At 59.2% G+C, this 15,753-nt stretch carries 13 protein-coding genes; 5 read left to right on the top strand and 8 right to left on the bottom strand.

Annotated features, from left to right (window positions below):
* Positions 1-114: 114 nt before the first annotated feature.
* Together AC57B6_RS32460 and AC57B6_RS32455 are read right to left on the bottom strand one after the other, a co-directional pair.
* On the bottom strand, positions 115-1,077 hold the full coding sequence (locus tag AC57B6_RS32460) for a substrate-binding domain-containing protein (RefSeq protein ID WP_106354521.1): 963 nt from the start codon (positions 1,075-1,077) through the stop codon (positions 115-117).
* A gap of 62 nt (positions 1,078-1,139) precedes the next feature.
* On the bottom strand, positions 1,140-2,519 hold the full coding sequence (locus AC57B6_RS32455) for a leucine-rich repeat-containing protein kinase family protein (RefSeq protein WP_183797311.1): 1,380 nt from the start codon (positions 2,517-2,519) through the stop codon (positions 1,140-1,142).
* Between the two features lie 218 nt (positions 2,520-2,737).
* Here AC57B6_RS32455 and AC57B6_RS32450 point away from each other — a divergent pair, with 218 nt between their 5' ends.
* Together AC57B6_RS32450 and AC57B6_RS32445 are read left to right on the top strand one after the other, a co-directional pair.
* Positions 2,738-3,358, top strand: coding sequence for a methylated-DNA--[protein]-cysteine S-methyltransferase (locus AC57B6_RS32450; RefSeq protein WP_144196049.1), 621 nt, complete (start codon positions 2,738-2,740; stop codon positions 3,356-3,358).
* A gap of 479 nt (positions 3,359-3,837) precedes the next feature.
* Positions 3,838-4,440, top strand: coding sequence for a phosphatase PAP2 family protein (locus tag AC57B6_RS32445; RefSeq protein ID WP_444513842.1), 603 nt, complete (start codon positions 3,838-3,840; stop codon positions 4,438-4,440).
* Positions 4,441-4,620: 180 nt separating this feature from the next.
* Here the strand turns inward: AC57B6_RS32445 and AC57B6_RS32440 are convergent, their stop codons facing one another.
* The 4 genes from AC57B6_RS32440 to AC57B6_RS32425 form a co-directional block, all read right to left on the bottom strand.
* Positions 4,621-5,328, bottom strand: a complete 708-nt coding sequence (locus tag AC57B6_RS32440; protein WP_030099872.1) for a dienelactone hydrolase family protein — start codon at positions 5,326-5,328, stop codon at positions 4,621-4,623.
* Between the two features lie 930 nt (positions 5,329-6,258).
* On the bottom strand, positions 6,259-6,426 hold the full coding sequence (locus tag AC57B6_RS32435) for a hypothetical protein (protein ID WP_235430043.1): 168 nt from the start codon (positions 6,424-6,426) through the stop codon (positions 6,259-6,261).
* Positions 6,427-6,437: 11 nt separating this feature from the next.
* Complete coding sequence (locus tag AC57B6_RS32430; RefSeq protein WP_028194970.1) at positions 6,438-7,679, bottom strand: NAD(P)/FAD-dependent oxidoreductase; 1,242 nt, start codon at positions 7,677-7,679, stop codon at positions 6,438-6,440.
* A gap of 3 nt (positions 7,680-7,682) precedes the next feature.
* The gene (locus AC57B6_RS32425) at positions 7,683-8,471 is read right to left on the bottom strand and encodes an ABC transporter substrate-binding protein (protein ID WP_028194971.1); all 789 of its coding nucleotides are present in this window, start codon (positions 8,469-8,471) and stop codon (positions 7,683-7,685) included.
* A gap of 240 nt (positions 8,472-8,711) precedes the next feature.
* Here AC57B6_RS32425 and AC57B6_RS32420 point away from each other — a divergent pair, with 240 nt between their 5' ends.
* Together AC57B6_RS32420 and AC57B6_RS32415 are read left to right on the top strand one after the other, a co-directional pair.
* Positions 8,712-9,692, top strand: coding sequence for an ornithine cyclodeaminase family protein (locus AC57B6_RS32420; protein ID WP_252890518.1), 981 nt, complete (start codon positions 8,712-8,714; stop codon positions 9,690-9,692).
* Between the two features lie 78 nt (positions 9,693-9,770).
* Entirely contained in the window at positions 9,771-10,415 is a 645-nt protein-coding gene (locus AC57B6_RS32415; protein ID WP_496422884.1) for a helix-turn-helix transcriptional regulator, read from the top strand.
* Positions 10,416-10,466: 51 nt separating this feature from the next.
* Here AC57B6_RS32415 and AC57B6_RS32410 read toward each other — a convergent pair whose 3' ends face one another.
* The gene (locus AC57B6_RS32410; RefSeq protein WP_496422864.1) at positions 10,467-12,188 is read right to left on the bottom strand and encodes a hypothetical protein; all 1,722 of its coding nucleotides are present in this window, start codon (positions 12,186-12,188) and stop codon (positions 10,467-10,469) included.
* Between the two features lie 50 nt (positions 12,189-12,238).
* Here AC57B6_RS32410 and AC57B6_RS32405 point away from each other — a divergent pair, with 50 nt between their 5' ends.
* Entirely contained in the window at positions 12,239-12,436 is a 198-nt protein-coding gene (locus AC57B6_RS32405) for a hypothetical protein (RefSeq protein WP_496422863.1), read from the top strand.
* Between the two features lie 1,250 nt (positions 12,437-13,686).
* Here AC57B6_RS32405 and AC57B6_RS32400 read toward each other — a convergent pair.
* The gene (locus tag AC57B6_RS32400) at positions 13,687-15,621 is read right to left on the bottom strand and encodes an SMP-30/gluconolactonase/LRE family protein (protein ID WP_496422862.1); all 1,935 of its coding nucleotides are present in this window, start codon (positions 15,619-15,621) and stop codon (positions 13,687-13,689) included.
* Positions 15,622-15,753 lie beyond the last annotated feature (132 nt).

The raw sequence follows: 15,753 nt of genomic DNA, 5'->3' as shown, positions 1-15,753 counted from the left end.
GCGTACCGTCAACCCGTCATGTCGAACTATGGATACGAATCTCAAACCGGCATATCATTCGGCATCCTTATCTTGATGTTCATCTGAATCGATGCCCGCTCCAGCATCACAGCCTCAGTGCCCCGCGCCGGTCACCAGTTGCAACGGCGTTTCAATGACTTGCGACAAGTCACTTTCCTTTCGCTGTTCGGTCACTGCCTTCAACGCCACGTCGACACCGAATACAGCTTGCCGTTCGGCAAACTGATTCATGGTCGCGAGCACGCGGCCGTCGGCGAGCAAGGGTTTAATCGCATCGCTGTCGTTATACCCGGTGACATAAACACCACCGGTTCTCCCCGCGTCGCGAACAGCATCTACCGCACCCATGGCCATATTGTCGTTACCGCACATCAGCGCGCGGATCTGCGGATAGTCTCCCAACATCTTCGACGCGACGTCCCGGCCCTTCGCATAATCCCAGTCGCCGGACTGTATGGCGACGATCTTCATGCCGGCCTCGCTCATTGCGTCCTTGCCGCCGGCCGTGCGTTGCTGCGCATTGCGATCGGCGGAGCTCCCTTCGATAATCCCGACCTGATCGCCCGCCTTGAGTCGCTGCGCAAGATAATCGCCCACCTGCTTCGCGCCCTTGCGGTTGTTCGGGCCGACAAAGGGCACGGAGATGTGAGCGGCATCCTGCAACGCGTCGTCAAGCGGGTTGTCGATGGTAATTATGATGATGCCCGCCTTGACGCCCCGCGCTACGACCGCTGTCAACGCCTTCGAGTCAGTCGGCGCGATGACGATCGCATTCATCCTCGCTTTGATTAGTTCGTCGACCATTCGGATCTGTACAGCCGTATCGTCCTCGGTTGCCGTTCCCCGAATGGTCAAAGCGAACTGCGACGCATAGTGCTTCTGATAATTTTGCGCAGCGTTCAGCATCGCGACGGTGAACGGATCGGACATCGACTTCAACACGAGGGCAATCTTCAGCTTGCCGCCCTGCATTGCATCGACACGAACCGTACCTGTCAGGCCTGCCGCGGCCAGCGTGGCGGCAACCAGCAAGCGGCGGCGCATCCTCTGTGTCATTGAATTTCTCTCCTTGGACACACACGGACGGCTGTTTGCATCGCGTCCGCCCCTAAAACGGATCAAACTGCCGCCAACGCTGCTGTGTCCCGATCGCCCGCGCCCGATAGCGGCCGCAGAACGGCAGCGATATCGTCGAACAACGGCCGGCTGCCAATGTCCTCGCTCAGGCAATGCGCTTTTAACGCTACCAGCTTCGCCGCGATATCCACGTTCGCATCCAGTCCGTCGCATCGCTCGATCAATTCCTCGAGCAGACAACCATACGCCCTGACTTCGAGACGTTGCAATGCATCACTGAAGTCCCGGTTATCGGCAATGTGGAAAGACGCCGCGCCAAAATCGCCCAGCAATACGCTACCCTGCTCACTGCCAGCGCCGTGCAGAATATTGTGCGCGTACAGATCGCCATGCATCACCCCTTGACGATGCAGATGACACGCCGCTGACGCGATACCGTACGCAATACGTAATACTGAGGCCAACCCGAAGCGCATGCCTTCACGATAGACGTCGCGCGTGCATGACTCGAGGCTGGGTGGGCCCGCAAGATTGGCGAACTGCGGATCGATCAGCTCCATCACCAGGCCATGTGCGCCGGCTGGATGGTCCTTCACCTTACCCACCACCGGAATCAGGTTCGGATGATCGCCGGCACGAATGCAGGCCGCCATCTCGCAGTCGGGCAATCCGTCGCTCGTTACCGCACCCTTGAACAATTTGACGGCCACCGGCCTGCTCGCCTCGTCATGACGGGCGGAAAGCGCCGCGCGATAAATGACACCGGACGCACCCTCGCCTAACTGCGCTTCAAGTTCCAACGCATTCCATTGAATAGCCGCGATCGGGGTGTCGATCAGGACTGACGCGGCCAGCGCTTCACTGAATGGATTGCCGGCGTACGCCAGCCACGCAAGCCGCGGCAGGCACAACAACCACGCGGGCAGTTCGTCCAGTTGATTCGCCGCGAGACGCAGCAGTTCGAGCCGCGAGCAGGCTGCCATTTCCTCGGGCAATGCGCGCAGCCGGTTACCGGCAAGCATCAACTTCTGCAGTTGCGAGCAGGCGCCGATTTCAGGCGGCAGGACTTCGACCTCGTTGTCGGTGAGGATCAGCCAACGCAACAACGGTGGCAGCGATTTACCCGAAACCTCGCGAATACGATTGGCCTTGAAACCGACCATGCTCAGTTGTGAACACTGCCCCAGCACTTCCGGCAATTCAGTGAACCGGTTGTCAGAGGCAAAAATGATGCGCAGCTTTCGCAGCCTTGGCAAATCATCCGGCAGCGTTGAAAGTGCATTACCCGACAGATCGAGAATTTCCAGCGTGTCGGCCAGATCGAAAATCTCACGTGGAAATTCGCTCAGGCCGTCCGCCAGAGTGAGTCGGCGGGTACCCGCCAGTTGTCCGGCGCGCAGTTGTTCGAGGGTCGTGGTCACAGTCGTAGAGAAAATATCCGCTCGCCGGTAAGCGATGCGTCGAAGGTATCAATTCTACTGAGTCCCGGGCCGCGTGCGGAATTGGATAGCAAGATCCGGCGTGACCTCGGCGCGAACAGTGTTTAAGCTGTCACGTATCGGTGGGTCAAGGCGCCGCGAGTTTGCAGCCGCTCGCGTCAAGCCATCCCGGCCCCCAGCCAGCCCCAGGAGCAAGCAAAGTGACATACGCGTACAAGTTAATGAATTCGCCCGTCGGCGAGTTGAAGCTCGTTGCTAACGGCAACCGGCTCGCCGCCATTCTCTGGGAGAACGACAAGCCGAACCGGGTACGCCTGCCGGAATCGATCGAAGCGGCTGACCGCCCGATCCTGCTCGAAACCGAGCGTCAGCTAAACGAATATTTCGCGGGAACGAGAGACCGGTTCGACCTCGAGTTCGACTTCCAGGGAACGGAGTTCCAGAAGAAGGTTTGGGCGGCGCTGCTGACGATCCCGTTCGGCGAAACGCGCAGTTATTCGGACATCGCTACACAAATCGGAAACATCAACGCGGTGCGGGCCGTGGGCGCGGCGAACGGCAGAAACCCGATCTCGATCGTTGCGCCATGTCATCGCGTGATCGGTGCGTCCGGCGATCTGACCGGCTTTGCCGGCGGCCTCGCCAACAAGATGTTTCTTCTGTCGCTTGAAGCCGGGCAAACTTCGCTGGAAGCAGCGGCGGAATCGGCTACGGCTTCAACCACCGCAACGGCAACGGCAATGGCTCGTCGGGAAGCTCCGACGAAAACGGCGCGCCCGGCGCCCGCTCGTGGGACACAGAGCTCGCTGTTTGGTAACTGAGGGGTAACTGAGCGGTAGCGGAGCGGTAACTGAGTGGCACGATTCTGAGTGCCTGCGTGCGGGATTCCTTTTTCATGTTGAGGCGGGTCTTGTCGTCGATCATCGCGCGAAGTGCCTGGAACAACGCCGTTGCGTCCGGGCCTCCGCGCGAGGCGGCGCGCCCGCGGCTTTCGTGAATCGGCACGTGCGGCGAATGATTGACGCCACTGCCGGACTCCAACGGCGCAGGCGCGAGCACGCTGCGTCAACCGCAATCGTCGAGCAAAAGTTCTTGCGCCACGATCTCAGGTGTTGCATAGCGCCACAGCGAACGCCCCAGCAGAGCGCTTAGAGGCATGCTGAATTCAGCGGCACGCGCCGACGAGCACGCCAGCAGACGATTCGATCCATTGCTTCTGCCCGCGCCTAAGCATTTCCTAAGCTGGCCCCGCTAAGATCCGGGACGCGATCCATCACATGCCCCTCAAAAACCTCCCTGCATGAACCCACTCGAAGCCTTCAATCAGGCGCTCTTTCTGATGATCAATGCAACGCCGTCGACGCCAGCCTGGCAAATCGACATGGCGCGCATGATTGCTGAGTACGTCATTTATCTCGTTCCGCTGTCGCTGACCGCGATATGGTTCTTTGGCGACGAGCGTCAGCGCGAAGTCGCGGTGCGCGCGTTTTGCGTAACCCTGCTCGCCCTCGGGCTCAATCAGATTGTCGGTCTGGTTTGGCCGCATCCCCGGCCTTTCGTGATCGGACTCGGTCATACGTTTCTGGAACACGCGCCCGACCCATCGTTCCCAAGCGACCATGGGACGATAGTCTCGTGCATCGCACTGAGCTTGTTGCTCGGCGGCATGAGACGGTGCGGCATGCTGATCCTGCTGTCCGGTCTCGCGGTGGCGTGGGCACGCATCTTTGTCGGCGTGCATTTTCCGCTCGACATGGTTGGCGCCGTAGGCATGGCATGCGTGGCCTACCTGCTGATCGCCCCGCTGTGGCGGCTGGCCGGCGCCACGGCGATGCGCGGCCTTGTTACCGTGTACCGCAAATTACTGGCGTGGCCGATCGGGCGGGGCTGGTTATCCTCGTAGGCCAGTGTGGGCGCGCGGGCCTGCGCCTCGGATCTTCGAGCGCCGCTGAGGCGCAACCATCGGTTGCACCGCCCGCCACGGCCTGATTGGCGAGCGGTGCGTTGGCAATGGCCAAACCCCGCTTGATTGGCGCGTGAAGATCATTGCGCCCAGCATGCAGTGCAGGCTCGCGCTCGCCGCTTACTTCCAGAGCGTACGGCCGAAGAACGTCAGGGTGCGGTCCCAGGCCCGCTGCGCCCAGACGGGATCAAACTGGGTCCGGGAGATACGGCCAGGCCCGACTGCCGTCTCGTTAGCGAACGAGTGAAGAGCGAGATAGCGATGAAACTCGACGTCGACATTGGCTGCGATGAGCTTCGCCTCCAAAGCATCGACCGTCTCCGCCGGGAAGAACTCGTCCTGGGTCGCCCAATGGCCAAGAACAGGAACCTTGATTTTCGATGCGTCGATGTATTCGAGCGGCGGAAAGCCGTACCACACCACGCCGGCCGCCACCTCCGGGATATTGCATAGCGAGAGCCAGGTGAGCGCGCCACCCATGCAATAGCCGGTCACACCGACGCTCGCCGCATGCTGCTTCAGGTACTGAACGGCGCCCCGCACGTCCTGGGTAGCGGCGTCGCCGAAATCGAGCCCGCTCATCAGATGGTGCGCCTCTTCCTCCTCCACCGTCGATTTGCCGCGGTAAAGATCGGGCACCAGCGCCAGATAGCCGGCTTGCGCGAGACGGTCGGCCACCCCGCGGATCTGGTCGTTCAACCCCCACCACTCCTGAATCACGACAATGGCAGGCGCGCCTTCTGCTTTATGCGGCCTCGCCAGATAGCCCTGGACTTCCTTGCCGTCCGGACGGTGAAACGTGATCATCGATCCTGTGCTCTGTGTCATCGGTCATTCCTCGAAGTAGGCGGAGCCGTTAGCATAGCGCCAATGCGAGGAACCCTGCCGAATTCAGGCTTTACTTAAAAGCGGTCAATATGCCGTGCAGTGTTTTCACGAGCGTGCTTATGCGCCTTTCCGTGCGCTTCCTGGGCCGCCTATTCATAAAATATTGTTACTAACCAGTCAGTACAGTACGGCGGGATTCGCCCCTGCAGTGTAATAACGCCCAATTGACTCACTACGCGATCGCAACGCGCGCTATTAGGAAGAGACAGCATTCAACCAAGGAAATCCCTACGCCAACGTCAGGGTTTCCTGACGTTGAATTCGGTGACGCCCGATCAGCAAAATTTTTTGACGCCTTTATGCTCAACCGAGGCTTTTAGTTTATGATCACTCCCCAGCGAAGTCGGCTATCTAAAAAGACAAGCTTGTTCTGCAACGATCTGGCGCGAAATTGTTAAATTTAAGCATGCGGCAAAAATTTCCACCACCCGCACTGAATTCGTAAAATTGACTGATTACCGTCTCTCAGGTTCTGGCATGCAATCCTCGGACGCCAGAGTCTTTTCAGCCGACACAATGTGTCGGCTTTTTTTTGCGGGTTAGCCGCAGAAATAAACTTCGATCCGGCGATTTTCGAAGGCATTAATTAAATAGAAAAATTAAATCTCCCGCAAACCTTTGCGAGATTAAATTATTTTCAAGGAAGTCCGGGCATATTGGCTTGATAGCGAACACTATCTCGATCGACAAACCCAAACGCGCAATTAAGAGATAAAGAGGGATTAGCATTCCCGCGAAAGACGTAGCGCATCTATTTGTATGACAAATAACTGGAAAACCGAACGCAACAGCTATAACCGCTGGTGCGGTACTCAGGAATGAGGCAGGAACCCGGATACTCCGGTCAACCCCGTTTCCAGCATCTGCCGATTATTCGTATATCCAACGCACACATAGCCTTCCATATCGAGCGCACTGCCCGAGGGTGAACATCACGCCGGCTTGTTCGATCAGCGTAGCGCAAAACTCCACCGACGAGATCGGCAGATCGTACTTCAGCAGCGCGGTCGTTCCCAACTTCGGCTTGATATATGACATAGCCGGCTCGCTTACCGGAACCGCTCGGGACGAAACGGATAGGGATCGGCGCAAGGCGTCGCGCCCGTCATCATTTCCGCCAGCAAACGGCCCGTCACGGGACCGATCGTCAATCCGTGGTGGTTGTGGCCAAACGCGAACCAGAGTCCTCGATGGCGAGGCGCTCGCCCTATGACGGGCCGCATGTCTGGCGTGCAGGGACGCAGGCCGATCCATGGCGCGTCGTCCAGCCGGCGCCCCAAACCGAAAACCGGCCGGGCGACGCTTTCTGCGCGCGCAAGTTGAATACCCGTTGGCGGTGCATCCCGGCGGGCGATTTCAACACCCGTCGTCAAACGCAAGCGGCCTTCCATTGGCGCCACCACGTACCCTCGCTCCGTATCCACAAGCGGCACCGAGAGCAGTGGTTTCGTGGCCTCGTAGTGCATGTGATAGCCGCGCTTCGCGCGCAGCGGTATGCGATATCCGAGCGGCTCAAAAACTTTATCGGACCACGGGCCGAGTGCCACGACCACCTCGTTGGCACTGATCCTGCCTTGGGACGTCTGCACAGTCCACGCATCGGCCTCCTGACGCACCGTACTTGCCTCTCCGGTCAGCAACGTTCCGCCGCCGTCCTCGAACAACCGTGCATATCCCTTCGTCAACGCGCCTGGGTTGGAAATACTCTTCGGGTCCTGCCAATGCAGGGCGCCACAGAAACCGCTGCCCAACCCAGGCTCGCGCGCCAGCAGCCGCGCGGCATCGAGCGTCACCACGCGCAACCCATATTGACTCGCGATGACCTCGGCGGCTGATGCCTGCCGTTCATATTCGGAGCGCGTGCGAAATGCCTCGATCCAGCCGCCGTCATGCGCGAGTCTCTGAAGACCGGCACGCTCGATCAGCACATCGTGTTCGTCGACGCTTTGGCGGATCAACGGCAGCATGTCGCGTGCGGCCGCTTCCAAGCGCTCCGGCGACGACTCCCACCAGAATCGCGCGAGCCACGCGGCAAAAGTCGGCACAGCCTTATAGTCCCAGTACAGGTCGATCGAACGATTGCGCATGTAGCGCAGCAGTGTTCCGAAATCGCGCGGAAACGCGTAAGGGACCACCGACGAGCGCTCGATCAAACCTGCATTGCCAAAACTGGTCTCTTCACCAGGGCCACGCCGATCGACGAGCGCCACGCGGCGGCCACGATCCTGCAGATGCAGCGCCGACGACACGCCGACGATCCCGGCGCCCAACACGATTACATCGAAATCCATAAGTTACTTCGCGATGATGTCGCGCTTGAAATACTTCTGCGAAAGATTGCTGAGCGTGCCGTCCTTCTTCAAGGCGTCGAGCGCAGCATCGATCTTTCCGGCCAGCGCCTTGTCGCCCTTACGCAAGCCAAAACCGGTGCCTTCGCCAAGCGTTGCCGGATCGCTGAGCGGCTGGCCGACAATCGCATAGTCCTTGCCTGAGGGCTTATTCAGAAAACCGTCCTCGACAGTCTGCGCTTCCTGGACGGCCGCATCCAGTCGTCCTGCAACGAGGTCGGCATACACCTGATCCTGGTCCTGATAGGAGACGACCGATACGCCGGCATTCGCCCAGTGGCGCTTGAGGAAATCCTCCTGCGACGATCCCTGCAGCACACCGACGCGCTTGCCCTGCAGGCTCTTCACGTCGGGCAGCAGGGACGAACCGCGCCGGGCCACCATCACGATCGGCACCACGTAGATAGGCGGCGTGAAATCGATGGACTGCTTACGTTTGTCCGTGATGTTCATGGCGGAGTTGATCACATCGAATTTGCGCGCCTGCAACGCGGGAATCAAGCCGTCGAACGAATTCTCCACCCACTCGCATTTCACACCCATCTTTGCACACACCGCATTGCCGACATCAACGTCGAATCCTTGCAATTGCCCCGTCGGCGACTTGCTCTCGAACGGCGGATACGCTGCCTCGATGCCGAAACGCAAGGCGCTTTGAGTTTCCGCGCTGACAGTGCCGGCCGAACCGATTAACGCAGCCGCGACGAAAAATGACAGTGAAAGCTTCAGAGACATGATGGATCCCGGTGTGGTTGAAGGGTCGCGAATTCAGGGCGAGAACGGTCGCTAACAAGGCACCGTCTGGAAGCCACATGAGAAACAAAGGAGACAGGCTTCTCACACTCGCTCTGGAACAACAGTCTATTCTGGACATTGGTAATTGCAAGCGATTTTCAAAAAAAAGTCCAGACTGGACTTTTTGACTTTAGAATCGTGCTGACGCCGCACGCCGGCAACGATCTGGAGAGCAAGCCCATGAGCAGCACAGACAAAGTATTCCCGTTGATCGTCCAGCAGGACGCGGTGCGTAAAGCCCTGCCTCATCTCGATGTGCGCGGTGCGTTGACACGCATGTTTCTCGCGCTTGCGAACAATGCCGCGGTGCAGCCGGCGCAGACCTTCACGCCTTTTCCGCAAGGGGCCGGCGACTTCATCACCTACCTCGGGGTGCTGGCGGAAGCCAAGGTGTTCGGTGCCAAGTTGTCGCCGTACATCGTGACTGAGTCGAAACCGGTCATCACCGCATGGACCGCGCTGATGTCGATGGAAACGGGGCAGCCTTTGATGTGGTGCGATGCGGGATTGCTGACCGTCGAGCGCACCGCCGGTGCGACCGCACTCGCGGTGGATCACCTTGCGGCGCCGAACGCGCGCCGGCTCGCCATTGTCGGGGCGGGCGCGGTGGGACAAGCTCATGTGCGCCATCTCGCGGCGCTACGGCCATGGGATCTGATCAGCGTATTTTCTCCCGAGCTTGCCGGGAACGAAGCAAAACGCGCGGCGATCGGAGCCCTTGATGAGCGCGTGCTGGTTTGCACCCGACTTGAAGATTGCCTGCGCGATGCGGACGTGGTTGCATTGTGCACGTCCTCAGGCACACCGGTACTTTCGGAAGACAGGCTGACAAAGCCGGCGCTCATTACGTCGATCAGTACGAACGTCGCGAACGCTCACGAAATTCCACCGGCATGGCTGCCGGGCATGGAAGTCTATTGCGACTACCGGCCAACCACGCCAGGCAGTGCCGGGGAAATGAAGCTGGCGGCGCAGTTGCATGACTGGTCGCCGGACCGCGTGCTTGGCGATCTGCCGGAGTTGGTGTCCGGCATGGCCAGAAAACCCTCCGGGCAACAGCACGTCTTTTTCCGCTCAATCGGACTCGGGCTTGAAGACGTGGCGATCGCCAACGAATTGTTCAGACACATCGTTGCGCAGCACAGCCACATGGCAAAATAACGCGCGTCGCACCGATTCTCCGCACCGCGACGCAACACGTTGCAAACTTTCCGATCTCTGGAATTGCCCCCCATCCCTATGCGAAAGACTAAGACATCGGCCGCACGCAAGCTTCTTCTGGATCGATACGGCCGTGTCGCCGATGGTATCGCGCTGCTCTTTTTCCCCTACGTCGAAGTCGTCATCCATGACCTGCAAAGTCAGACCGTCGCATACATAGCCAACAACCTGTCCAAGCGTGAACTGGGCGACGAATCGGCACTGGAAGAAATCGACCACTCGGTGGAGTCAGGCACGGTCGGCCCCTACGAGAAGATCAATTGGGACGGCCGGCGGATGCGCTGCGTCAGCACGGTGCTGTTTGACGACGCCGGGGTTGCCGTTGGCGTGATGTGCGTGAACTACAACATTGCGGTCTTCGAGGACATGAAACATGTCATCGACCGGGTGATTTCCGGTGCGGGTGTGGTCAAGCAACCCGAAGAACTGTTCAAGGACGACTGGCAGGAACGTATCAACACGTTTCTTCACGCCTGGCTTCAGGAGCGTCAGTTGGCGTTGAACTCACTGACCCGCGACCATCGTCGCGAACTGGTCGAAGCGCTGTGGGCCGAAGGTGCGTTCAAAGGGAAAAGTGCCGCGAACTACGTCGCAAACGTGCTGGGAATGGGACGCGCAACCGTCTATCAACACATCAGAGATCTGCGCGACGCGGCAGCCTGAATTGATCGGCGCGCCGCGGCGTTACCCGCGGCGCGGCGCTACTGCGCGGCCTTACTGGCCCGTATAACCGAGCGGAACAGTCGCGTTGGCCTTGGCAACCGTCGCGTTGTTCGACACGATGTACTGTGGCACCTCCGTGAGAGTCAGCGTGACCTGCCCATTGGTATAGGCAAGCGTGCTGGTGTTGCCATAGCCGTCGATCTTCGTCACATTGCCCGACGTACCCGGGCTGTCGACCTGCAGGGTGTAGCTCGTCGAGTAGGTCTGGCTGTAGAGACCGCCGCTCGTGGGCCACTGCGCATTGCTATGCGCCCATGCAGCCGTCACCACCTTGCCGTTACCGAGTTGCTGGAACGCATACGCAAAGGTTCCCGACGGCGTACCCGTGATCCGGCCCAATGTATTCGTGCCGTCCAGCACACGCGTCATCGTGGCGAAGGCCATCGCCTCGGGTTTCGGCGACAGGTTCGACGCACCGTATGCGCCTTGAGCGTCATTCAGGTCGAAGAACGTGCCGTATCCCACTTCGCCGGGATAGTCGGCGCCGTAGAAAAGCGTCGTCAACTGAGCGCCGCCGCCCAGCACAATAATGTGCGAGCGTACGCCAACCGCGGCCTGGGCAAACAACTGGTTCTGTGACGGCACCGTGGGACCATAGTTAAGACCCGGATCGTAGCTCGTGCCCTGTTCGGTAACGAAGAGCTTCATGTTCGGCTTACCGGCCTGCATCATCGAACGCAATTGCGCAATCTGGTTATCGAGCGCGTTCGCCTGGTTTGCCGTACTCGGATCGGAGTCCTGCAATTCCGGTGGATGAGCCGGATAGGTGCCCGCATTCCAGTAGCCATGCGTCGAGACCGCGTCAATGTAATTCCACAGACCCAGCGCACCAAACGTTTGCAGATAGCCGGTCGTGCAGGTGCTGCAATTCGCCGGGAACGGGTTGGTGGGGCCCATCACGACGGCATTCGGATCGGTCGAATGAATGCCCTGGTACGCAGCCTTGTACATGGCAACGAAGTTCGCGTTGCTATCCGCCCAGCCGAGGCTCGGCTCCCACGTCACCTGATAATAGTTGCTCTGCTGGTTCGGGTAGTTTGCGGCGCGAATCAGGCTGGTATCGGTGCCGACCTTGGCCATGAAGCTCTGGAACTCCGGCATGTTCGACGGTGCATAGTAGCTGTCGTTATATTGACCCGTCTTCGAATCCCAGGCCGGCAGTCCATCAAGACGCACGATGCGCATCTGATCGGGATTTGCCTTGTAGAACGGATCGAGATCGTTCACGCTCGGCGTGTAGGTGTTGGGGCCATTGGGTTCCATTGACGATACCTCGCGGTCGTCGACGGTCCACGAGACGCCCATGTCATGCAGTGCGGCGATGTTCCCATTGAAGCCCTGCATACCGAAGCGGTGCTGATCCTGATGTGCGTATGTGACGGTGCCCAGCACCGGCGTCAGATTCGGCAGCACGCCGAAGGTTGCGATGCCCACCGGACGCGTGCCGCTGTTGGGCAAAGTACCGCCGTTCGAGCGCAGCGTCGCGGTCAGCGCGCCATAGCCGGACCACGTCGATGTACACGGAATCGAGTTGGTTTGCACACCGGCGCTCACCGCGAAACTGCCCTGCGTCTTGATCGCGCCATTCGAATCCGCCACGGACCAGACGACGGTATCCGCGCTCGGCGCGTTCGTCGTAATCGTGAGCTTGAACGGTGCGTTGTTCTGGAAAATGCGCAGGCCGTCGGTGGTGGGGGTGTCGGCGCTGATCACTCCGTTGGCGGTTCCGCCTGCGGTGTGCGTGGGCGTGCCGCACGAGAGGGTTGAACTGCCTGGCGTCGGGGTGGGCGTTGGCGTTGGCGTTGGCGTTGGCGTTGGCGTTGGCGTTGGCGTCGGCGTCGGCGTCGGCGTTGGCATTGGCGTTGGCGTTGGCGTTGGCGTTGGCGTTGGCGTCGGCGTTGGCGTCGGCGTCGGCGTTGGCGTTGGCGTTGGCGTCGGCGTCGGCGTCGGCGTCGGCGTAGCGCTGGCGGCAACCGCCCTCACCCAGCATGACTTGCCATAGCCGAATGCAGGATCTGTCTGCGAAACCGCGCCGACATAACACCCAACGCCGTTGCTAAAGGTAGCCGGCGCCGTCAGCATGGCCGACGGCGCGGTGGGCGGAACGGCACCGAACACCACCGAAGCCGTGCCGAGGAATTTGCAGGTGCCATTCTCTTGCGCGCACAACTTGTACTGGAGTCCCGCGACTGTGATGGTGCTCGTCGCGGCCTGCGCGTTTTCCGCGCCAAACCATGCCAGTACGGTCGCTGCCGCAACCCCTAGAAGTTTCAAATTTCTCGTCATTGTCAATGTGTATCGCTAAGAATCAGGTTATCCCCGAGGATTGAGCGAGATCGAACCAGGTCGTCCCACTTTGACGTTGTTCTGGGTACAGAGAGAGTTGAATCGGTGAACGCGATGACGCATTCATTGCTGATGAAGCTGACGCTTCCAATGTGTCGTTACCCGCTGGCAGACACCGCCTGACATTCGAACGCCGCGCGGCGCCAGCCGGAAGCACGTCACGCGTCTCGAACTGCCGGTGGTCAGCAGATATTTATTACGTAATCCTTACCATCAACCCAAAAAGTCTGCGTGATGAAGTTCTTCAGTGATTTACGGCGAACCTGGCCACCTCGATTTCGGTCGAGGAAAATCCAGAACACGGCTAGTGCGCCCTGAACGAAACTAATTGGGTTTCGAGCCCAATTCCGTTAGCGCAACATCCATGAAAGTTGCTGAACGGTAGCGTTAGAGTCGCTTGACTCCTTCGCACCCGTTTGGTTGAGTAACGCCGCTCAACGTCGCGCGAACGCCTGCCACGCAAGCTTTACTCGATCGACGTGGATTTCGGGCGTATGCCCGGCATTAGTTACTGCCAGTTTTTGGCTGACGAATTATAAACGTTTCATTCATGTAACGTGACCGCGATGGCGGTCGATAAGTAGTAGTTCAAAGAATCTTTGGGGAAACGCCTCCGACAGTTTTCCAAAGCCAAGGGAATGGAAAATCTCTGCCTCATAGAGCCGCGGAAAACGCAAATCTTTGACTCTTACCGGAGAAAAATAAATAGCTCGCGTGTGGAATAGCGTCGCATGTTTTATATTATTAATATAAATGCGAGCGACGCCAAATGAACATCCGGTCAGAACCGCTCGGCGTGAAATCAACCAGGCGTCAACGGCGCACCGCGTTTTTCATCTGACCATAATCGCGGCAGAAAAACCGCTCAGGGTGTCCAGCGATAAACGATCACGCTGGAGCCGTTGTAGTTGTCTTTCGTGATCACGTACTCACCTGCCGACCTAAGGTAAGCCCTGAGGCCATACATCGAATCCACGTCGTTGCCCACGTCGACCGTCCCCACGCTCGAATTGATCAGCGTCGTATCGAGATTCCCCGTCGTGAGATTGAAGGCGTCGATGTTGGGCACTGTATGCACGTAACCGACGAACAGGTAGTTTCCCGCCGCCGTGATCGACTTGGGATTGGCGCTGGTGAGGTTGATCACCGGATTGGGCTTCGTGGTGTTGCCCGCGCTCCAGCCGTGATACACCTCGATTCTCGATTGCATCGCCGTCCAGTCCCAACTGCCGGCAATGCCTTGCGCGAGGATCATGGTGTCGCTCTCCGGCAGGTAGATGATGCGCGTCAATGGCCGGATACTCTGCGGAATGGAAATGGCGATTCCCGGTCCCCATATCGGCTTGCCTTCGCCATCGAAACCCGTCAACGGGTAGTGGTAGATGTGATTCGTCCTGTCCAGACCGGCCCACACGTCTCCCCTGCTGTCGATGCAAAATCCCCCGGTGACCGATAGTATCGTGTTGAAAGCCGGACCCGGAATCGACGCGTCCGGGATCGCAATGTAGCCGCTCGCCGAATTGAAATGGAAGAAGTAGAAGATGCCGGGGTTCTGGCCGGACGCAACGAGGATCCGGTTTCCGCCCACGCTGACAAGCTGACCGAAGTGCTCGTCGCGCTGCGTATCGTTCATGTTGAGTCGCGGATCGGATGGATAGCTGAATGGGTCGACCGTATTCGCGACAAAGGTGCCGCCGGCGGTGCCGGTGTAAATGTTCGTGCCGCCATAGAAATAGGCACCATCGGTAACCGGATCCGGCGCGGCGACCGCCTCGAAGTTGAGCGACTGAAGCTTCCATTGCAGATTGCCGTTACTGTCGTACGCGTGAATGTCGGTGCCGCCGTTGCGGCCGAGGTCCCAACCTCCGCCCCATGGGTTGTTGAGCACATACAGGTTGCCGGCTGCGTCTTTGCCGATGCCGACAACACGCGTGAAGCGCTTGTCGCCAACCTGGCCCCTGACGCCAGTAGTGGTGTCGAGATAGCCGCCCTGAATGCCGAACGTGCCGACCAGGGTCGGCGTACCCGAGACGGTATAACGCTTGATATTCATGTCGGGGCCCTGATCGCCAACCATCAGTTGTCCGGACGATGCGTCGAAGTACAGCGCGGAGGGTCGCGAGGCGACTGGCATCTGGATCGTGTTCAACAGCGCGCCGCCCGGGCTGAACTCAACGACCGTGGCCGCGCTTTGCTGCGCGACCCAGAGATTGCCCGCGCTATCCAAAGCGAGCGCACCGGGACCCGACACGCTAATGTCCTGCTGCCACACGCCATCGGTCGTATAGACGCGAACGCGATTACCCAAAAAATCGCTCGCATAAAGGAGCGAACCGGCTGTCGCGAGCCCGGTAATCACGTCGGCCCGCTTGACGGCATTCCAGGTGCTCACGGGAATGAGAAGATCGCGTTGCTGAGTCGCGCGGTTGTAGCGTCCTACCGCCCCGCTGCCGTACTTGGTGCTGTACTGCAAGGCGGCGAAGATGGACGTGGCATTCCCCGTGATGGCTCCGCCCTGAAACTCGCTGTTGATTCCAATCGAACCGATACTTTTGCCATTCTGGTAGATCGCAACGCCGCCCTCGTTTTCATCCCACATGGATGCGGTGTAGATCACGCCTTCCGGCGCGACCCACATTGAGCGCGCTGTGTTGCCCACGTGCGTAGCAAGCGTTCCGAATGTGTTCGCCAGCCAGTCGGTGGTGTACTGAGCCTGACACGCTGATGCAAACACGCTAATCGTCGCGATTGCTGCGATTGCCGCGCCGTGCAGCGTAGCGCGAATTCGTTTTCTAACCATGGGCGATGCTCTCCTGACAGGGGTCCCTCGATAACATTAATCACCGTATCATCGAGAAAAGCGTGAAAAATTCAGAAGGCATTTTTTTCGACCATTCGCCAGGCTCGCGAGTATCGCTGAAGTTGATGTCGG

It is taken from the genome of Paraburkholderia sp. BGA-UO-ETr-F12, assembly GCF_059567945.1.
This window is presented reverse-complemented; position numbering and strand designations above follow the sequence as displayed.